Raw genomic sequence first — 22,986 nt, 5'->3', positions numbered from 1 at the left:
CCGGCCCGCCAGGGTACCGCTCCGGCCGTGTCCGCCTCGCACGCCACCGGGAGACGGGAGCGCTCATGCCAACGAGTGACGAACCGCGAGGCGCCTTCGTAGTCGACCTCACGCTCCCCGGGCGTCCGGGCGTTCTCCAGCAAGGCCTTCGCCAACTGCTCCGCCGACACCGGACCGTCGAAACCGATGCTCTGGCAACTCAGCCGCGTATTCTCAAGCGCCGCCGACTTCAACATGCCGCCGAGGCCCGCGACGACCTTGTCCGCTCCCGCGTAGGCCAGCTGGACCAGCAGCTTGCCCTTCATCCCGGCCAACGTCTCGCGCAGGCGTTCAAGCGTCTGGCGGGCGAAGTCGAGGTAACGCAGGTCCAGCCGCTCCTGACGGGATTGCAGCTCGCGGCAAGAGACCGACGTGGAGCCACGGCCGTCCCGAACCGCGCGCTCGACGTCCGAAGCCGTCAGCCCCGACATGCCGCAGGTGAGCACCAGGTGATGGTCGAAGGACGGCGCTGGGCTTTCCGGTGCTGGCTCGCGCACACGCTCCGGGGACCAAAGCAGCGTCGCCTGCTCGTCCGCGGGCGCCTGCGCCGTTGTGCCATCGATGGGCCGCGCGTTGAAGCCTTCGATCACGACACACGGCTCGCCGGCCTCGCCGGTGATGCGTATCGCGCACACGATGGGGCCATTCGCTCCGCCTCGCGGTTCACGCTCGACCACCACCCAGGCCTTGTCTGGGCAGGGACGGAGAATCCGCAGGGCGTCCAGGGAGAACGGAAGCGCCGTTCTCAGCGCGCCCTGTCCCATCGCCAGGCCCAGCGTGGCCTGGAGGGCCCCATCGAGCAGGCTGGGCGGCAACGTGTATGCAGCGCGGTCTGCGAGGCTCGTCCCACGCAGCGACACCTTCGCGACCACCCGGTTCTCCCCTACCGCCAGTTCATCAATCACCCGGTGCGCGGGTCCGTAATCGATGCCAATGGACTGGAAGACGTCGTACAGCGCCTCGCCGTTCAGCACCTTTCGTGTGCAGCCCGCCAGCGCGCCTGGAATGTCCACGCGCTCCGCAATCACGCCACCCGGGCCACGGCGCGCGCGACCCTGGGCGTGCAGCATCGTCTCTCCGGACCTGCCGGTGCTGGTGATCCGGAAGGACAGGCTCTCGTCGGCCTCAAGCGACAGTCGGACGGTCAGCGACGCATTCTCCGCCGAGTAGACGAAGGGACGCAGCCACACGACCTGCTCCAGACGGATGGCCGTCGAGCCGCGTTCCGCCGGTTCCAATGAGCGCAGCACCGCCTCGTGCGCCAGTTCGAGGTAGCCGACCCCAGGCAGCACCTTCTGGCTCCGGACCACGTGGTCCGCGAGGAAGGGCTCGTCCCCGCTGAAGTGCGTGACGAAGCACGGACCGGTCAGCGTCGACTGGTTCTCGTGCAACAGCGGGTGCAGGCGCGCCGGAGTCACGGCCGATACGGCGGTTGGCGTGGCCGGTAGCGCGTAGCGCTGCTTCGCGAACGGATACAGGGGCAAGCTGAGGCGTCGCCTGCGCTTCCCCTCGTGCAGACTCCGCCAGTCGACGTGGCCGCCCTTCACCCACCGCGCGCCCAGCTCAGAGAGCGCGCCTGTCCTCATGGCTTCGCCGCCGTCCTGCGAGGCCAGACCCTCGGGGTTCTTCCGGATGTTCGCCGTAAGCAACTCGGGCGTGGACCGTCCCTGCGCGAAGTCGCTCAGCCGCTCCCTCAGTTCGCGGATGGAACCGACCTGGCAGACCAGCCGGCAGTCCATCGCCTCGCGTCCCGCCTGGAGCGTGTAGCAGAGGTCTTGCAGTGGCAGCGCGGGCGCCTGCGCCAGGAAGGCGTCGAACGACGCGGCATACGTGCGCAGCTGCTCCTCCGTCCGGGCGGACAGGACAAAGAGCGCGGCCCCGTCTACGAGCGCCTGAGGGTCTTGCGTCATGGCTTCCGCCGGGGCCTCCTCGATGATGAGGTGGGCGTTGCTGCCCCCCGCGCCAAAGGAGGAGATGCAGGCAATGCGGGGGATGGACTGTCCCTGCGCGTTGCAGGGCAGCCAGTCCTCGCAGGTTTGCTGAACGACGAACGGCGTCTTGCCGAAGTCGATATGGGGATTCAGCGTGCTCGAGTGCAGGGACGGCACGTACTTGCGGTGCTGTCCCTGGAGCAGGATCTTGGACAGCCCCGCGATGCCAGCGGCGGCCTCCAGGTGCCCGATGTTCGTCTTCACCGAGCCGATGCGGCAGTACGCGAGGTCTGGCGTCTGCGCGGCGAAGGCCTCCGTCAGCCCCCGAATCTCAATGGGGTCTCCCAGGTCCGTGCCTGTGCCGTGCGCCTCAACGTAGGTGATGTGCCGGGCAGGCACCTTCGCTCGCGCCAGGGCCCGCGTGATGACCTCCGCCTGGGCCCGTGGGTTCGGCACCGTGAACCCGTTGGTCTTCCCTCCGTGGTTGATTTCCGAGCCCCGGATGACGCCGTAGATGTGGTCGCCATCCCGCAGCGCGCGTCCCAGGGGCTTGAGCAGCACGGCGCCCACGCCCTCCCCGGGCACGAATCCATTGGCCCCCGCGCCGAACGCCTTCGACCGCCCTTCCGTCGACAGCATCTGCAGCTTGGAGAGGTCCGCGAAGTGGTAGGGGTGGGTATAGGTGTTGACCCCGCCCGCGATGGCCAGCGTGCAGTCACCAGACTGGAGCTGCTGGCACGCCAGGTGGATGGCCACCAGCGATGACGAACAGGCCGTGTCGATGGCGAGGCTGGGCCCCTTCAAGTTCAGGGCGTAGGAGACGCGGTTGGGGATGGTGAAGAAGGTGTGGTGCTGCTCGGCCACGCCCACCTTCGATGCGCCGACGAACACGCCCACCCGCTCCGATGCCAGCGCCGTCGGCGTATAGCCCGCGTCCTCCACGACGTGCCAGGCACACTGGAGAAACAGCCGGGACTCCGGGTGGATGATCTCCACTTCGCGCGGAGAGATTCGGAAGAACAGCGGATCGAAGTCGTAGAGGCCTTCAAGGAACCCGCCCCACTTGCTGTAGCTCTTGCCACTCGCGATGGCTGCGTCCTTGTCGGCGTCGAAGAAGACATCCAGCGGCCAGCGGTCGGATGGCAGCTCGCTGATGCAGTCCGCCCCGCGCGCCAGGTTTGACCAGAATGCCGTCAGGTCGTGTGCCTCGGGATAGCGCCCGCTCAGGCCGATGATGGCAATCGGCTCTTCGGTGTTTCGCGGAGCCGTGGCCTCTCCGTGAGTCAGGAGGTCCGAAGCCGGTGACGGTGGTGCCGCATCCCGCGCCAGTTGGTCACTCACGTGCTGGATGAGCTGCGCGGGCGTTGAGTACTCGAAGAAGGCCGCAGGCTCGACCACCAAGCCATGCCCCTGGCGAAGCGCGGCGGCCAGCTTGATGACCAGGATGGAGTCGAAGCCCAGCTCGCTGAACTCCGCCTCCAGGTCGAGCTGCTCCGGGGGCACGCGCAAGAAGGGACTGAGCGTCGTGCGAATCATCGACTCGGCCCGCGCTCGGAACCGGGTGTCATCCCCCGGCCTGGATGCAGGGTGTTCCGCAATGGGCATCGTGCCCTCCCGGGGCTGCCGCGGCGCTGCATCCACCCAGAGCCGTTGCGTCTTGAATGCATAGACGGGCAGCCGCACGCGCTGGGGCTTCGCCTCCAGTGGCCATTGCCAATCGACCACGGCGCCCCGGCACCACGCGGCCGCAGTCTCCTGAGCCTCCCGCTGACTTGCCTGGAGATTGGGGTGCGCAGCTGAGTCCCGCTGCCCTTTGCTCTTCTCAGCGCTCCCTTCGAAGACGCCTTCCGAGCGCTCGCCCGCGACGTACCGATCGAGCTGATGCAGCAACCGCGTCCGGTCCTCGGCCAGGAAGGCCACGCGGTGCTTCATCGCGTCCCGGCCGAGTTGCAGCGTCAACGCCACGGCGTCCAGGTCCAACTCCGGCTCCGCCCTGAGCGTGGCCGCCAGCCGCGCGACCCTGTCGACCCGCTGCTCCACGCTGCTCGCCGACACCGGAACGACATGCCACTGACGCGAGGGCGGCCCGCCCGCGGACGGCCGCGATTCCAGCCGGGGCACGTATTCCTCCACGAGGAGGTGCGCGTTGTTCCCGCCGGCGCCGAACGAATGCAGGCCCGCCAGCCGTGGCTTTCCATTGCGCCGCCAGGGCTCCGTCCGGGTCGCGAGTCGCGCGGGCTGACGGTCGAGCTCCAGATACGAGTTGGCGGATTCGAAGCCGGCGATGCCGTAGACCTTGTCGCGGCGGAAGCTGTGGATGACCTTGAACAGCGCGCCGAGCGCCGACGCCGACTCCATGTGGCCGGTCAGCGACTTGAGGCTGCTCACCCGGCAGTGGCCCGGCCCCACGTCCACGCCCTGCGCCGTGGCAAGCCGCTTCAGCGCGTCATTGATGGCCTCCCACTCCGCGATGTCGGCGACGGGGTTGGCCATGCCCTGCGCCTCGATGTACTCGACGTCCCGCACGTCGATGCCCGCCGAGCGATAACAAGACTGAATCAGCTCGCTGTGGCTCTGACGGCTCGGCGCGGCAATCGATACGCCCGAGCGACCGTTGTAGTTGACCGCGCTGCCCCTCAGCACCGCGTGGATGGGGTGCCCCTCACGCTCGGCCTGCTCCAAGGGCATGAGCAGCACGGAGGCCACACCCTCCGCGCGTTGGTGCCCGCTGGCGTCCTTGCCAAACGACTGCACGCGGACGCTCGGGCTCAACTGCTGCAATTGGGAGAGCTTGATGAACCCATCGGGCCGCAGGATGACGTTCGCGGCGGCGACAATGGCACGGTCAATCTCACCCGACCGGATCGCCAGCACCGCGCGGTGGATGGCCACAGCAGCGCTCGAGCACATCGTATTCACCAGCTCGCTCGGCCCGCTCAGGTCGAAGAAGTACGACAGCCGGTTGGCCACCATGCTGGCCGCCTGGTCGAAGCCAGACGCGGTATCGACGCCTTGCTCGCGCAGGTGCAGCAGGTACTCATTCTCCTCCGCGCCTACGAAGACGCCCGTGCGGCTGCCCTTGAGCTTCTCCGGGGCCTGCCCCGCGTCTTCGAGGCAGTGGTAGACCGCCATGAGCAGCAGGCGCTGCCGGGGGTCCAGGGTCTCCGCTTCGGCCGGGAGGATGTTGAAGAACCCCGGGTCGAACGACGCGACGTCGGGAATGAAGCCGCCCCACTTGCTCCGGCTCTTGTCCGGGAAGAGAGGCCGGTAGTCGAACCGGTTGGGAGGGATTTCCTCCAGGAGCGTCTGCTCGGCGTCGAGCGCATCCCAGAAGGCCTGGAGCGACTGGCAGCCCGGAAAGAAACCCGCCGCGCCCACGATGGCCACGGCCTGAGCGTCCTTGCCCCCGCGTGTCTGCGAACGAGGCGCGGGCGCGTCATGCTCAGGCACGGGAACCACGGAGGGCAGCGGCGGTGCCACGTCCAACTGCGTTCCCAGGTACTCGGAGAGGCTACGGACCGAGGGATGCTCGATGAACTCGCGGGGGGAGACATCGCTCCCGAGCCGCCGCTTCAAGCAGACCGAGAGCTGGACCGCCGAGATGGAGTCGAGGCCATAGCGCTGGAAGGCCCGGTCGTCGTCCAGTGTGTCGACTGGCAACTGGAGGACCTCGCAGACCGCGTCACGAATCGCGGCCTTCACCCCGGAGCTGTCCACTGCTGGCGCCGCCTCTGGGGTCTCCACCGTGCGCCGTTGGGTCGTCATGGGCGACTCCGCGAGCAGAGGGTTGCCCTCGGCCCAGGACGTCTCCGGATGGAGGTAGGCCAGCAACACCCAGCTCCTCGCCCCCAGGCGCATCGACTGCTCGAACAGGGCACGGCCCTCTTCGTTGGTGAAGCTCCGCATCCCGAGCGAGCCCAGGGCCTGGTCGAGCCGTGCCTTGTCCTCGGGTGAAAGGCGGGCGCCCGCGCCGGTCTCGTTCCAATCCACCCAGGTGATGGTCCGGTAGCAGGTCCGCTTCCGGCCTTGGTGTTGATAGGCCGTGAAGTGGTCCAGGAACGCGTTGGCCATCGCGTAGTCGCTCAGGCCCCGCGCGAGCCTCGGTATCACGCCCGTCAGCGACGAGAACGAGACGAAGAAGTCGAGGTCCGCGCCTTCGAGGACGTCGCTCAGGCACTCGATGCCCCGAACCTTGGGAGCGAGCACCCGTTCGATGTCCGCGGCCTTCTTGTCGACGAAGGCTGGCGTCTTGATGTCGGAGTAAGCCCCCGCGCTGTGAATCACGCCTCGGATGGGGCCTCGCTCGCGCTGGATCCTGGTGAACAGCGCAGCGAGCGCGGTCCGGTCGTCCAGCGGGCCAATGTGGATGTCCAGTGAGTCCACTCGGCGTTCAAGCGCCGCGAGCTTCTCCAGCCTGAGCGTGTCCTGCGGGGAACGACCTCCCGCGTCTGGCCCGAGCCTCGACGGCAACGGCGTCGCACCCATCAACACCAGCCGACGCGCACCTCGGGAGACCAGATGCTCCGCGATCTCCAGCCCGATGCCGCGAGTGCCTCCCGTCACCACATAGACGCCTGTTGCGTGCAGGTCGAACGGCTGGCGCTCCAGGCCATCCGCGTCAGTGCGTTCCACCCGCCTTTTTTCGAGCAGCGGTGCGAAGCGAAGGCCGCGCCGGTAGCACACCTCGGACTGTTCTCTTGGAGCCGCCAGCTCCCGGCCCAAGAGTTCCACGATCGCCTCAGCACCGACGTCGATGTCGATGCTCTTCGCGACCACGTGGGGGTACTCCGCGCTGAGCATCTTCATGAGGCCCACGAGCTTGGCCCCCGCCAGACTCGGCTGGGCGCACTCGAACGGCTGCAGGCCCCGCGTGACATGCAGGATGGACAGTGCGGAGAACTCGCGAATCAGTCGCTGGAGGAAGGAGACCCTGCCCAGCTTGTCGTCATCCACGCTCCTGGGCTGCGCGTAGAGGTCAGACACATCGATCACCACATCGACGTGTCCCACTTCGCGCAGAAGCTCGGACGCCAGTGCCTGCCCCGCTTCTGGAGAGAAGAGCGCTCCGGCAGTGACGACGCGCACCTCCGCGGGTGCCAGAGCCTGCCGCAATTCACGAACGAGCTGCGCCGTCTCGGGGTTGACCAGGACGACCACCCGGCTCCCGGCTTGCCAGCGCGAACCGGTCGAACCCTCAGCCGTCGACACGGAGACAGGCTGGCGCCGCCATACCTTCTCCAGCAGGTAGACGGGTTCCATGGCTTGAACCACGGGAACCTGCCCCACCGACTGGGAGCTCATGGCGCCCCACTGGAGCAACCGCCTCCGCTCACCCGTGTAACGCACCAGGATCCGCGCTGGCCGGCCTTCTTCGACAATCCACTCACGCAGGAAGCGCTGCAAGCTGGGGAGTGAATGAGCGTCATCCTCTATGAACACGCAGCGCCACGAGTCCTGGGGCCGTGCCATGGTCGACAGCGCGGCATCGAGGCCACCAATGTCGCCCTCCAGCGTCGCAGCCGTGCCACCGCCCAGGCAGTACACGGTGACACCCGCGCCCCGCGATACCCATCGCTCGAATTCAGGCAGCGCTGCGCGCAACCACCCTGCCGTGTCCCCCACCGCTCGCGGGAGCAACCAGAACACGGTCGCCCGAGCCTCGTGGCCCACGTCGATGCGCGGTCCCTCAACCGCTGCACCACGAATGAAGCGGTGCATGTGGATCTGAAGCGCTGATGACACCCCGCCGGACGCGCTCACCTGCTCCAGCAGCGCCACGAATCGCCGGGCATCGGACTCTTCGTCGTAGACGACCCAGACAGTGCCGCCGAGCTTGGAGAGCAGCCGCTCCCGCCAGGGCAGCGTCTCGGGCACGGGTGCGTCGATCCACTCCACCTTCGTCTTCAGCACGGACGGCGGCACTGTTCGCACGCCCTGGCCCTTGAGTGCCGGCCAGTAGGTCCTCCGCTCGAACGGGTACGTCGGCAGGCTCACCCGGCGCGGCGCCGGTGCCTCGCCACCGTAGAGCCCGTCCCAGTCGATATCCCGGCCCTGGACCCACGCCGCCAGCAGCTCACGGCCCCTGCTTTCGTCCAACGGCTGCGCGAGCGTTTGCGAGGCCGCGCTCCGGGCACGGCCGAAGGCACAGGCATCGTCGTCCACCTCTCCCAGCAGGACATCGGCGCCCGCATCCCCGCGGAGGAAGGCCTCCAGCTTCTCCCGTGCTTCGTCGGCCGATCGAGCCGTGAAAGCCAGGCGCGCGTTCATCGCTTCGCGCCCGACCTGAAGCGTGTACCCCAGGGCGCGCAGGTGCTCGGCATCGACGTGCCGAGCCCGGACCAGGTAGCCGCACAAACGGCGGCCCACCTCGCGCAGCCGGTCGGGATTCTTCGCCGAGAGTGGGAACAGGACCGGAGTGCCCGGACGCATGGGAGTCTTCTCCGGGCCCATCTCGAACTCCTCCACCAGGACGTGTGCATTCGCCCCACCGGCGCCAAACGACGACACCCCGGCAAGGCGCGGCCGCTCCGAGAACACGCCGTCAACCTCGACTCGAGGCCGAGCCCAGTCCTCGAAGCCGCGCTGCACCACGAAGGGCGTCTCACCAAAGGCGATGTTCGCGTTGAGCGACTCCGCATGGAGGCTGGGCACCAATCGCTTGTGGCGGAGCTGGAGAATGACCTTGGTCAGACCCGCGATGCCCGCGGCGGCCTCCAGGTGGCCGATGTTCGACTTGAGTGACCCGATGCGGCAGTACGCTCGGGCATCCGTGTCGCGGCGAAACGCCTGCGTGAGTCCCGCGACTTCAATCGGGTCCCCAAGCTCGGTCCCCGTCCCGTGCGCTTCCAGGTAGCTCACATCGCGCGCGGAGAGTCCCGCCCTGTCCAGGGCGCTGCGAATCAACGCCGCCTGCGCCTGCGGGTCGGGAACGGTGTAGCCGTTCGTCTTCCCACCGTGGTTCACGCTGGTTGACCGGATGACGGCGTAGATGGAGTCGCCGTCAGCGATGGCCTTCGACAGCGGCTTGAGAAGCACCGCTCCAACACCCTCGCCGGGAACGAAGCCGTTCCCCCCTGCTCCGAAGCTGCGGCACCGGCCGTCCGTCGACAGCATCTGCTGCCCGGACAGGCTGACGTAGCTCGACGGGTGGACGTAGAGATTCACTCCACCCGCGATGGCCATGACACAGGCGCCTCGTTGCAGCGCCTCGCAAGCCATGTGGACGGCCGTCAGCGAGGCCGAGCACATGGTGTCCACGGGCATGCTCGGCCCCTTCAGGTCGAGCAGATACGAGACGCGGTTGGCAACGGACGCAAACGACGTATAGGGCCGGACCGAGGCGTCTCGTCCTTCCAGCTCCGCGCCGTAGAGTTCGTAGCCCGTCTTCGTGATTCCCGCGAAGACGCCCACCGCGCTGCCAAAGCGCCGGGCCAGGCTGTCCCGGGTGTACCCCGCGTCCTCCAGGACTTCCCAGCAGCTCTGCAGGAACAAGCGCTCCTGCGGGTCCATGCTCGTCGCTTCACGCGGCGAGATGTTGAAGAACAGCGGGTCAAAGTCAGCGAAGCCGCCGAGGAAGCCGCCCCACTTGCTGTAGCTCATCCCCCGCGCGGCGGCGTGCTTCTTGTCCGGGTAGAAGAACCCGTCCAACGCCCAGCGCTCGGGCGGAATCTCGGTGATGCAGTCGTCACCGCGGCTCAGGCGCTCCCAGAACTCCGTCAGGTTCTCCGCCCCGGGATAACGGCCGCTCATGCCAATGACTGCGATGGGCTCGTCGGCGCGGGGCTCCCGCTGCGTCGCATCCGCACGTGGCGGCCTGGCCTCCTGGATGACGGAAGACGAATTCTCTCCAGGTGCCGCCACCCACTTCGCGCTCTCTTCCGCGCGGTGCTCGGCCAGATACCCGCTGACTTCCGCGAGCGTCCGGTATTCGAAGAACAGCGTCTTCGAGAGAGCGCTGTACGGCCCTTCGAGGGCCTGGTTCACCTGCGTGATGATGATGGAGTCGATGCCATAGCGCTCCATCGGCTGGCGGGCATCGATGCGGCGCTCTTCGTATCGCGTGACCTCGCTGAAGAGCGCCTTCAGCTTCGCCTCGACCTTCTCTGTGATGGACACCACGGAGTCCGGCACCACCTGATGCGGAGGCGGTGCGGGCGAAAAACTCACGGAGAGTTCACGAAACTTCTGGGCCTCCCCCGTCCACACCGCGACACCAGGGGCTCCCAGTTCCAGCGCCCGGTAGAACGCCCCCAGCCCCGCTTCATCTCCCAGCGCGGCCATCCCCGTCCGCTGCATCAAGACCTCACGGCTCCGTGAGTCGAGCTGCATCCCGCCGTTCTCCCAGAGCGGCCAACGGATGGACATCGTCCGGCCCTGCCGCTGTCCGACGTTCACGAGCGCCGCGCGGGACTCCGCGAATCCGTCCATGAAACCATTGGCCGCCGCGTAGTCCGACTGACCGGCGTTTCCAAACGCGGCCAGGGACGAGAACGTGACGAAGAAATCCAGGGGCAATTCGCGGGTGGCGTGGTCCAGGTTGACGAGCCCCGCCACCTTGGGCGCGAGCACCGCCTGCATTTCCGCCACCGGCTTGTTGAGCAGGTAGTTGTCACGGCGGATGCCCGCCGCATGGATGACACCGTCGATGCGCCCGTGTTCGCGCAGCACCGTAGCGATGAAGGCGTTCACCTCGTTCGGCTGGGTGACATCCACGGGAAGGTGCCGCACGCGCAGCCCGTTCCCACCGTCCACCGCCTCCGCCGAGGATGCGCGGGCAGCCAGAATGACGGTGGCCCGCGTCACGCGCTTCCCGATTTCGGCGACGAACAGCCGGGCCAGGGCGCCGGTTCCTCCTGAAATCACATAGACGCCGTCTTCGCGCCAGACGCGGGATGCGTCCCCCTTGGCGACACGTGCCTCGCGCCACTCACTGCGAGAAAGCTGGCCCGCGTGGTACCGCGAATCGGTGACGTCACCAGCGCGCGCGGACTTCACCAGAACGTCCACCAGCACCGATGCGGAGACGCTCCCCTGGACGCGGATGAGCTGCCCCCGGACCAACGGATTCTCCTGCGACACCGAACGCAGCAGGCTCCCCAGGCCACTCAGTGCCAGCGCATCCCGCTCCTCTGGCACCAGCACCTGCAATGTCACAGGAGCGGTCAGACGCTCCGACAGCAGCGCCTTGACGCGTTCGAAGACCGCCGAGGCATGCGCCATGAACCGCGCGTCCAGCCGCGCACTTGGGCTGGACGTCCTGACCACTTCGATGCGCCTGTCCGCGAGCTTGCTCGCCAGCGTGGAGGCACCTTCAACCCCTAGAGCCTCAAGGGGCTCGCACAGCACCACCAGGTGCCGGTGCGTCAACGAGGCATTCGACGCGCCCTCCGACCACGGCTGCCAGGTCGGAACGAAGAGCACGACCCCCGCCTCAGGATGCGCCTTTGAGGATGCCGCCACGGAGTGCGCAGGCGACAACCCGTAGCGCTCCTTCGCGAACTGATACGTGGGCAGGCTGACACGGACGGGCTTCAAGTCTCCGTGCAGCGCATCCCAGTCAATCGAGTCGCCCTTCGCCCACGCCTCCGCAACTGCCCGAGCATCGACATCCACGTTGGGTGACGTATCGACCACCGCTCCCGCGTGGGCACCGCCCACCGTCGCAAGGCCTCGCCGCAGTCCCTCCACCAATTCGTCGCGCGTCGACGCAGTCACCACCATCCGCTCAGGCATCGCCACCCGGCCGACCTGCAGCGTGTAGGTGATGTCCGCGAGCGCCATCTCCGCGGACGCCGGATCCTCCAGGAAGTCGAGCAGCGCGCGGAGGTTGTCCTTCAGCGCCTCCAAGGTGCGCGCCGAGAACGGAGCCACCGCACGGACGGCGTTCGATCGCTGACTCTCCTCCCGTGGGCGGGATTCGCGCGGGTGGTGTTCAAGAATGGCGTGGGTATTGGTCCCGCCAAGGCCGAACGCACTCACGGCCGCCCGCCTCGGTCCAGGCAGGGACGGCCACGGCGCCAAACGGTCGGCGATGACGAACGGCGAATCTGTCAGCTCAAGCTTCGGATTCACCTGGGTCACATGGATCGTCGGAGGAACCTCGCCCTGCCGCAGGCTCAGCGCCGTCTTGATGAGCCCAGCCAGTCCAGCCACCGTGTCCAGGTGGCCCAGGTTCGACTTCACCGAACCCATCCGGCAGTACCCGCGCCGGTCGGTGAAGGTCCGGAAGGCTTCGCTCAGCGCGGAGACCTCGACAGGGTCACCCAGCAGGGTTCCGGTGCCATGGGCCTCGACGTAGCCAATCGACGCAGGGTCGATGCCGGTCCGGTCGAACAGACGCCGGATGACGTCCGCCTGCCCGGTGGCGCTCGGGGCGTAGAAGCCCACCTTGTCCTGGCCGTCGTTGTTGATCCCCACCTTCCGCACGAGGCAGTAGATGGGGTCGCCATCGCGCACCGCCGCGGCGGCGTCCTTCACCACCAGCACGGCGACACCTTCACCGGCAATCATGCCGTCCGCCGCGGCGTCGAAGGCCTTGACCCGCCCCGCGCTGGAGAAGTTGAGACCTCGCTGGTGCAGATAGCCCAGGTTCGCCGAAGGGAAGACCGTGGCGGCCCCCACCAGCGCCGTCTCGCAGTCTCCCGCGGCGATGGCCTGCTGCGCCACGTACAGCGCGGACAAGGACGACGAGCAGTTGGTGTGGACAAACAGGCTCGGCCCCTTCAAGCCGAGCTTGTAGGAAACCATCGTCGGGATGGAGCCTGCCTGGGCCAGCACCCACAGCACGTATTCGTCGGCGGTGCGGAGGACCGGCTGCCCGTCCGCAGGAAATTGCGGCGAGCCCTGGTGATAAAAGCTGTTGCTCGCCGTCATGAAGACGCCGCACTGGCCCAGGCGCTCGGGCGTCGTCGCCGCGTCTTCCACCGCCTTCCAGGCGTGCATCAGCAACAGTCGGAACTGCGGGTCCATGAAGGACGCGTCCCGCGCCGTCAGGCCGAAGAACTGCGGGTCGAAGCACTCCTTGTCTTCGATGGACGACCGGACCGCGACGTAACGGGAATCGCGGATGACCTCTTCGGGCACGCCCAGCTCGCGCAGTTCCTCATGGCGGTACGCCACCACGCTGTCCCTGCCCTCTCGCAGGTTCTTCCAGAAGCGCCGGTGGTCCTCGGCTCCGGGCAACTGACAGGAGATGCCGATGATGGCCAGGCTGCCCGCGTAGTCACGATCCGACGCGGTGTCCTCGCGACCCGGCTCGGTGGCCCCAGGACGGGCTTTCGCCGTCGCGCCTTCCAGGTGGCGCGCCATGTCGCGAATATGGACGTACTTGAACAGGTCGGTGACGGCGAGCCGCGTGTCGAAGTGCCGGTTCATCGCCTCCACCAGCACGGCGGCCAGCACGGAGTCACCCCCCACTTCGAAGAAGCGATCCTCGACACCCACCTCGTTGACCTGGAGCACCTTCTTCCACAGCTCGACGAGGGTGGCCTCAACGGGCGAACGGGCATGGACCGCGGATGTCTTCCGCCGGGTGACCACCGGCCTGGCCATCAGCTGGCCCCGGTCCACCTTGCCATTGCCCGACAGCGGAATCGCATCCACCGCGACGACGTGCGCGGGGACCATGTAGTCGGGGAGGAACTTCCGCAGGTGCGCGCGGATGGCTTCCTCATCGAAGCTCGCACCCGCGGGCTGGCAGTAGGCAACGAGCTGCGAGGTGCCGTTCAGCTCCTTGGCCACCACGGCACAGTTCTTCACGCTGGGATGCCCGGCCAGCTGCGCTTCAATCTCCCCCATCTCGATGCGGAAGCCCCGCACCTTCACCTGGTGGTCGAGCCGCCCCAGGTACTCAACCTCACCGTCAGCGCGCCAGCGCGCCAGGTCCCCCGTCCGGTAGAGCGTCGTGCCCGGCGTGAACGGATTGGAAACGAAGCGCTCGGCGGTCAGCGCCGGCCGGTTGAGGTAACCACAGGCCACGCCCGCGCCCGCGATCCACAGTTCGCCCGGCACACCGATGGGCGCCGGCTGCATCCGGTCGTCCAGCACGTAGACCTGCGTGTTGTCGATCGGCTTTCCAATGGTGACCGGACGCGAGGCAGAGACCTTCGCCATCGTCGACCAGATGGTCGTCTCGGTGGGCCCGAACATGTTCCACACGTCGCTCGCGGTGCGCACGAAGTGGGCCTTGAGCGACTCCGGCAGCGCTTCTCCACCGCAGAGGATTCGAACCCGCTCGGCGTTCTCCCAGCCGGACTGGAACAAAAGCGTCCAGGTCGCGGGCGTCGCCTGCATCAACGTGGGCCGATGGGTGCACAGCGCCCGCTTCAACGCCTGCGCATCCCGAACCGTCTCCGCCGACGCGATGATGACCTGCGCCCCCGCACACAGCGGAAGCAGGAGCTCGAGCACCGCGATGTCGAAGCAGTACGTCGTGACCGCCAACAGCGAATCCGTGCGCTTCAGGCCCAGCGTCCTGCGCATGCACAGGAGGAAGTTGACCACCCCGCGATGGGGAATCATCACGCCCTTGGGCCGGCCCGTGCTCCCGGACGTGTAGATGACGTAGGCAAGTCCGTTCGGTGAGGTTCCCGCCGGCGCGGACGTGGCTCCAGCCTTGACGTCCTCCAGCACGCACACCTTGCAGGAGGCTCCGGCAATGGCGGCGACCTTGTCCCGCGAGGCCTGACGGGCCAGCACGACCACCACGCCACTGTCCTCCAGCATGTACCGCAGCCGGTCCTCGGGGTGCACAGGGTCCAGGGGTACGTAGGCCGCGCCAGCGGACAGCACACCCAGCATCGCCGCCACCAGCTCCGCGGACCGGTCCAGGCAGATGCCCACGAGCGCCCCAGGCTTGACGCCGAGGCTCTTCAGGTGCGCCGCAATCTCGCGGCTCCGCGTATCCAGCGCCTGATAGCTGAGCGAGTGCCCCTCGTAGCTCACAGCCGTGGCGTCCGGGGTCTCCCGGGCCTGCCGCTGGAAGAGCTCGTGAACGCCCAAGTCCTCGGGGAACGGCGTAGCCGTGGCATTCCAGTCGCGAAGGAGCGTGTGGCGCTCTTCGTCGTCGAGCCACGACAGTGCGCTCAGCGGAGACTCCACCCCATCCGCGACCTGGTCCGCGGCGCGCAACAACTGACGCGCCATCCGTTCGACCGTGTCCGCCTCGTACAGCCGCGCGTCGTACTTGAAATGCAGCGTGAGGCCCTTGGCGCCCTCCACCACTTCAAGCTCCAGCGGGTAGGCGCCTTCCTGATGGACGCAGTCGAGCGGCTCAAGCTCCGGCAGCCCGCCCGACCTGGACTCCGGCCTTGGCGGAGCGCTCGTCAGTTGCAGGCTCTGGAAGGTGAACATCGTCTGGAAGCCAGGCGCCTCCTCGGGCCCATTCGACAGCCGGAGGTCCTTCACCACTCGCGGGAAGGGATAGTGGGCATGCTCCAGGCCATCGATGACCGAGTCGTGGAGGTGGCGCAGCAGCGAGCCGAACGAGTGCTGCCCCAGGCCCCGCGCGCGCACGGCCATCACGTTGACGAAGTACCCAATCGCCGTCGCCAGTTCCGCCCGGGGCCGCCCCATGGTGGGGATGCCGACCACCACGTCGTCCTGGCGCGTGTGCCGATGAAGCAAGGCGTAGTAGAGCCCGAGCAGGACGGTCGGCAGGCTCACTTGCTGTGCCCGAGCGAACTCGCGCAGTCGCAATGCTTGCTCGGTGGGCACCCTCTGCGAGTGCGTTGCTCCCTCCGCGTCCAGCCCCGTGGCGGAGCGAGGCCGGTCCGTTGGAAGATTCAACGGCGGAGGAACGGGCGTGGCCAACACCTGCCGCCAGTAGTCGAGGTGGCGCCGTCCCTCATCCCCTCCAATGGCGAGTTGCTCCCACTCCACGGCGGCGCGGTAAGGAGCGACGAGCGGAACCTCGAGCAGCCCCGTCTTCGCCTCGGGCCCGGCGTAACGATCCCGGAGGGCGTCGAGCAAGGGCGCCACGGAGGCGCCATCGAGCACCAGGTGGTGGAAGCACAGCAGCAGGACATGCTCGTGCTCCGACCGCGAGTACAGGTGCAGCCGAGCGAGCGGTCCACGGGCGAGATCGAATGGCACCTTCGCGGAGGTGCGCAGGGTCGCCACCAGTGCTGAATCGGAAACCGATGGAACCTCGTGGACCTCGGCGGAGACCTGCCCACTGGGGACGATGACCGGCTCCGTGCCTTCGACGCGAATCGCGCCAGCGAGCAGCGGATACCGTTCGAGCAGCCCTTCCCAGGCCCGGGTCAGCCTCGCCGGGTCGACCTTGCCGCGCAGGCGGTAGGCGAGCGGCACGTTGTAGGCCGACGATTCGGGACGGGCCCGCTGCATCGCCCAGAGGCCTTTCTGGCCTTCGCTGAGCGGCAACCGGATGCTCGCCGCCCGCAGTGCGGCAAGCCGCCGCCGTGCCTCGGCCTTGGACAGCCTGCCTTCCACGAAGGCGGCCAGAACCTCACGCGTTGTCATGAGCGTCGTTCTCCAGCCGGGCCGCGACGTCCTCGATGGACAGAAGCCCTTCCTTGAGCATGTCCAGGGCGTCCTGAACAGGTGGCGCCGTGGACACCGCGTCTTCCACTCTCGGCTCGCGCCCGCGCACCAACGTCGCGACATGGGCTGCAATCGCCGCGATGGTCGACCGGTCGACCAGGTCACGGAGCCGCACGTCGACGCCCAGGGTTCGTGCCAGCACCTGCGCCAGCCGCATCATCGTGATGGAGTCCGCCCCCAGGTCTCTCGCGTTGACGTTGTCGCCCAGCTGCGCCCGAGGCACGCTCAGCGCCAAGGAGAGCTGCTCGCGAATCGCCTCCGAGATGGCCTCCACGCCGCGGCTCTTCGGCGACAGCGGGACCTCATGGGCACTCGCCTGCGAATCGGCGCCGCCAGACGCGAGCCAATACCGCTCCCTGGCAAAGGGATACGTCGGCAACGGGATGCGTTTGACGTCCGCCCCCTCGTGCAGCCGCGCCCACGGGACGTGGCCCCCCAGCACCCAGTACTCAGCGAGCCGCTCCAGCCCCCGCTCAGCGAGCAGTGACTCCGCCAGTGACGCTCCCGCGGCCTCCGACAGGAACTTCCCCAGTCGAGTCGAGCCATCCACCTCGCCCACATGGATGGGGGTACCGGCCCACGACGTCCGCTCCGGCGAGGCCAGGTACGTGCTCAGTGCGGCGGCCAGCTCGTTCCGGTCGCGAGCGACCACGGCCAACCGGCAGCTGAAGGCGTGACGTCCGGTCTGCAGGGTGTAGGCGAGGTCTGCCATGACGATGTCGCTGTTGGACGCCAGGAAGGACGAGAGCCGCCGCGCCACCTCCTGCAATCGGTCCGCTGTCCGGGCCGAGAACACGAACAACCGCGGCCCCTCGCGGCCCCCCGCCAGCCGCGTGTCCGCGGCGAACGACTCCAAGAGGACGTGCGCATTCACCCCGCCGAACCCGAAGCTGTTGACGCCGGCGCGACGCGGGGACGGCTCAGCGCCTGCCAGCGTCCGCCACGGCTGGCTGTCCGACGACACCTTCAAGGGCGAGTCCGCCACTGAGATGTCCTCGTGCCACTGCGTGAAGCCCGGCAGGCCCGGGAGCACTGCATGGCGGAGTGCCATGAGCGCTTTGATCAACGCCGCCATGCCCGAGACCAGCTCTCCATGACCGATGCAGGGCTTCAGGCTGCTCAAGTGGCAGACGTGAGGATCGCCGTCGCGCGCGCGCTCATCAACCTCGCGAAACGCAGCCTTGATGGCTTCCACTTCCGCGCCATCCGCTAGAGGCGCTCCGACGCCGTGCGCCTCCACGTAGGAGACAGTCCGCGCGCTCACGCCCGCGGCGCGGTACGCGGAGACAATCGCGTCCTTCATGCCCAGAGGGTTGACCGCCGTCAGCGAAAGTCCCCGGCCGCCATGCGCAACGCCACTGCCACGCACCAGGCCGTAGATGATGTCTCCGTCAGCCACCGCCCGCGACAGAGGCTTGAGGACGAGCGTCCCTACCCCTTCACTGCGAACGAAGCCGCGAGCCTCGGGCTGGAAGGGGCGGCATGAACCGTCGACGCTCAGGTACTCCATGGCCTCGAAGCCGGTGAAGGTCGTCGGCGACAGGAGCAGGTTGATGGCGCTCACCACGGCCTGCTCGCACTCACCGGAGCGAATCGCCTGGCATGCCCGGTGGACCGCCGTCAGCGCCGACGAACAGGCGGTGTCGCAGTACTCGCTGGGCCCCTTGAAGTTGAAGACGTGGGAGATGCGGTTGGGAGCAATGGACGCCGTGACGGCGGTCGTGCCCAACGGATGGCTCGCGGGAATGGAGACGACGCGCGGGTACTCCCCTGGCGCGGCGGCCACGAAGACGCCCGTGGAGGTCCGGGCGAACTGCTCCGGGATGAGGCCCCCGTTCTCCAAGGCCAACCAGACAGAGGCCAGCAGCAGGCGCTGCTGGGGGTCCATCAGCTCGGCCTCTTGCGGCGAGATGGAGAAGAACCGTGGGTCGAACTCGTCGACCCCCTCGATGAAGCCTCCCCACCGAGGCCGCGTCACATCCGAGCCGTCTCCTGCCAGTGCCAGGAGCGCCTCCTGCCGCGACGCGGGTACCTCGGAGAGGCAGCGCTTGCCCTCGACGATGTTGCGCCAGAACACATCGACATCCTCGGCGCCTGGGAAGCGCGCATGGATGCCCACGACCGCGATGGGCTCGGTGCGCTCGCGAGGGGCCGCACGGGCGCGTGACTCCGGCGCAGCGACTTGAGCGTGAGCAGGCGACGCACGCTTCGACAATTCCTGGGCGACGAAGTCCCGGAGTTGCGATGGCGTCGTGTACTGGAAGAAGCGCGCGGGCTGCACCCGGATGCCGTGCCGCCGATGGAGGGCCAGGCCCAACTCCACGATGGCCAGGGAGGTCACGCCCAGGGCCGACAGCTCCGCCTCCATGTCCAGCGCATGCGCGGGCTGGCCCAGGTAGCTTCCCACGACGTCCCTGACCGTCTGCTCCGCCTTCGCCCGAGCGTCAGCATCGACCGCCTGGGCCGGAACAACCGCCTCCTTCCGAGGCTGCTCCGACAGGCGATACTGGATGGCGACATGGCGCATGCCACTGCGGACGACCTCGCGCAGTGCCGTGAACCCCACCTGGTTGGGCATGGGGATGAGGCCTTGCGAAGAGGCGAGCAACTCCGAGAGTTCGCGGGAGAGACGCATGCTGCCATCGCGCCACTGAGGCCAGCTCAGCGAGATCACGGACAGGGGCTCGCCCAGGCGATTCGTGAACCGCGGCGCCCCTTCCGCCCCGAAGCCGTCCGCCAGCCCGTTCAGGAAGCCATTCGCGGCGGCGTAGTCACTGTGCTGGTACTCCCCCCTGCTCGCCTGGGACGAGAACAGCGCGACGAACCGGCACGGGAGACGGTGACACTGTTCGAGCAGGTTGAGCGCGCCCAGGCACTTGGGTGCCAGCGTGCGGCGAAGTTCACGGTCCGTCTTCGCCAACGCGGGCCCGGGCTCGACGTGCCCCGCCGTGAAGAAGAGACCTTCCAGCCGTGCTTCCCGCGCCCACTCCTCCACCGCTTGCTCGACGTCGCGAGGATCCGTCACATCGAGCTTGCACCAGCGCAGCCGGGACGATGCCTGCGGGCCTGCACTGAGCGGCCGTCCAGAGCGGCTGGCGATGATGACGTCGGCATCACACTGCTCGACCAACCAGTGCGCCAGCGCGAGTCCCAGCGCGCCACCACCCACGACACCGTAGGTCTTCCGGCCCTGGGCCAGTAGCTCCGGCCGGGAAGCAGGCACGGGCCAGGGAACGCGAACCGCGGTACGGACGAACCGCTTCCGATCACGATAGGTCACGGCGGAATCGCCCCGGCCCTGCCGCCGCTCCCGTTCAACGACTTCCTCGACCCAGTGCCGCCCACCGACATCGTCGAGCCGCACCACCTGCCCCTCGACGTTGCGGTGCTCCAACTGCAGCGACTGGAGAAAGCTCCAGAGGCCTTCACAGACCGCGGCAGGACTACCGCGGTCACACCAGATTTCGACCCGGCAAGGCGCCCGGGGTCCCGAGTGCTCCAGCGCACGCAGCCGCTGAAGGACGGCGTCCATGGCACGCAGCAGGACCTCCGCCGGATTCAAGCCGTCGACGGAAAGCGTTTCGCTCCCTGGGATGTCGAGGTCACGACCGAGCCGCAGGGAGATGCGGTGAACCGGATCCAGGGCGCCATTCGCAGTGGCGTCCACTTCGCGTTCACGCCACACATACTGCTCGGCCTCGATGCGTCCGGCCTCCTTCGCGGCCTGGGGGCTGGGGCGGAAGCAAACTCCCTGGAGGGTCACGAGGGCTTCGCCGTCCTCAGTAAGCAGCACCGTGTCGAACGAGGGTGCCGACTCCGATCCGGCAGGAACGAACCGGCTATGCACGACCATCATGCGAGGAAGCGCGCGGTGGACCGTGACGCGGCTCAGTGAGAAGGGAACGATTGCTGGCGCGGAAGCGACCTCCGGCATGCGCTCATCACGCCGCCGTCGCGCGAGCTGCAACAGGACGCAGGTCTGCAGCGCGGAGTCCAGCAACGACGGATGCAGGACAACGTTGTTCCCAGCGTCGGCGCCGGCCGGCAACACCACTGTCGCGACGACCTCTCCCTCTCCGAACCGGCAGTGCTGGATGCCCCGGAAGCCAGGGCCGTACTCCAGCCCTGCCTGTGTCAGCCACTGGTACGCGGCATCCCCGTCCAGGCGCTCCGGGCATCGCCCCTCCAGTTCGGGCAACCGTCGGGGCGCCTCGCGAGGATGGGATGAGGACGCCAGCTGACCACGGACATGGACCGTCTCCCCGCCCACGGTTCCGTGGCTTTGGGACACGACCTGGAAGCTGGCCTGCCCCGTCCCTGCCTCGGAGAACACGACGCGCACGTCCCCGCGTGCGTCTTCGCGGAGCGGATGCTGCCAGACGACGTCCGTGAGTTCAGAAGGACGGGTGAAGTCGCACGCCACCGCCGCCGCGCGAGCCAGCTCCAGGTACGCAGCGCCTGGAAGTATCGGTGTCGTCGCGACCTGGTGGTCCCGGAACAAGAACTCGCCACCGTCGAACGACACACGCACCTGGTGCCGCTCGCCGTTCATGCGCTTCAGCTGGAACAGGACGCCCGTGGACGCATGGACCGGTGCCGCGGTATCGCGGCCTTCAACCCAGCAGCGCCGGAGCGCGAAGGGATAGCCGGGGAGACGCATCCGCTCGAACGCGTCTGCTCCGCCCGAACGACTCCACCGCACCGCCCCGCCCTGCACCCATCGTTGCGCCGCGCTGCGCGGTTCGGTGTCGCCCTCCCCATTCGGACGGTCCTCTACCCCGGGCTCCGCGATACCTTCCAAGGCCGTGGAGGAGTGTCGGCCTTCTTCATATGCCTGTAGTTGAGCCTGGAGGTCCGCGACCGACTCAGCCACGAAGGCCACTCGGAATCGGAGGGCATCGCGTCCCTGCTGGAGAGTCCGAGCCACGGCGTGCACCGAACCCGAAGGCTGCGCATCCAGCGCCTGTCGCAGGCTCCGGGCCATCCCGGGGAGCAGGTCCGGCGCTCCCGCCGACAGCGGCACCACCTGCGGTCCATGGCCCTCCGGTGGTCGCGCGTCACGCCGAGGCAGATACTCCTCGATGAGCAGGTGGGCGTTGACGCCTCCGGACCCGTACGAATGCACACCAGCCAATCGAGGCTGACCCTTCCGTCGCCACGCGGAACTCTCACGCGCCAGACGGCAGGGCTGCGCATCCTGGTCAAGGAACCGATTCGGCTGATCGAACCCGATGATTCCGCGAACCGTGTCGGTCTCCAGGCTGCGGATGACCTTGAACAACGCCCCCAGCGCAGATGCCGAGTGCATGTGCCCCATCATCGGTTTGAGCGTGCTGATGCGACACTGCCCCGCCTCCAACGAGACACCCTGCCGCTGCGCGAGTTCCCGCAGCGCCCTGTTGCAGGCATCCCACTCGGCGATGTCCGCCACGGGGGTGCCCATCCCCTGCGCCTCGATGTACTCCACGGCGCGCGCGTCAACGCCCGCCGTCTGGTAGCACTCCTGGATCAGCGCCGCATGGCTGGCCGCGCTGGGAGACGCGATGGACGTGCCGCCCCGCCCGTTGAAAGCGACCGCGCTGTTCCGGATGACGGCGTAGATGGCGTCGCCATCCCGTTCGGCGCGGTCAAGCGGCTTGAGCAGGACGCTGGCCACGCCTTCCGCGCGCAGATAGCCGGAGGCGCACTCACCAAAGGACCAGACCTCCTTGCCTCGACTCAACTGTCCCAGCCGGGACAGCGACACGAAGAGCTCCGGACGCAAAAGCAGGTTCGCCGCACCGACCAACGCCTGCTCGACCTCGCCGTTTCGCAGCGCCACCACGGCGCGGTGGAGAGCCACCGCCGCTCCGGAGCACATCGTGTTGATGACCTCGCTCGGGCCTCGCAGGTCGAAGAAGTACGACAGGCGGCTGGCGACCATGCTCGGGGCATGGCCGAAGGGGTCCGCCATCTCCACTCCAGCGGACTGGAGATGCGCCAGGTACTCGTTGTCCTCGACGGCGACGAAGACGCCGGTGCGGCTCTCCCGCAGCGTCGCCGGGGCGTACCCCGCGTTCTCGAAGGTGTTGTACGCCGACATCAGCAGCAGGCGCTGCCGGGGGTCCATGCGAGCGGCCTCGCCGTGCGAGACGCCGAAGAACTCCGGGTCGAAGTCCTCGATGCGCGGGATGAAGCCACCCCATCCGCTGTGGCTCTTGCTCGGGTCGCTGCCTTCGGGGTCGAAGTGAGCGTCGATGTCGAACCGCGCGCGAGGAATCTCCTGGAGCAGCGGCTGGTCGCGGTCCAAGGCCCGCCAGAACGCCTCGACCGACATGCAGCCAGGCAGGTAGCCGGACAACCCCACGATGGCCACGGGCTGCGCCGCCGTCGCGGGCTCCGCGCGGACCGCGGGAGGCGCCTGCCGCCGATGCGCCTCCACTGCCGCGAGCAACTGTCGACGTTTCGCGTCCAT

2 protein-coding genes (1 of these 2 cut by a window edge) are annotated in these 22,986 nt (G+C 68.0%); both read right to left on the bottom strand.

Annotation, left to right across the window (positions count from 1 at the left end):
* Nucleotides 1-16,451, bottom strand: partial view of a non-ribosomal peptide synthetase gene (locus tag F8M74_RS08020; RefSeq protein WP_141253009.1) — the 5' portion only. 10,501 nt of this gene lie to the left of the window's left edge; only the first 16,451 of its 26,952 coding nucleotides appear in the window; the start codon lies at nucleotides 16,449-16,451; its stop codon lies off the left edge, out of view.
* A complete protein-coding gene (locus F8M74_RS08015; RefSeq protein WP_141253010.1) occupies nucleotides 16,438-22,986 on the bottom strand; it encodes a beta-ketoacyl synthase N-terminal-like domain-containing protein in 6,549 nt (2,182 codons plus the stop codon). The genes F8M74_RS08020 and F8M74_RS08015 overlap by 14 nt, the downstream gene beginning before the upstream one ends.

It is taken from the genome of Myxococcus sp. CA023, assembly GCF_010998615.1.
GTDB lineage: Bacteria > Myxococcota > Myxococcia > Myxococcales > Myxococcaceae > Myxococcus.
This window is presented reverse-complemented; position numbering and strand designations above follow the sequence as displayed.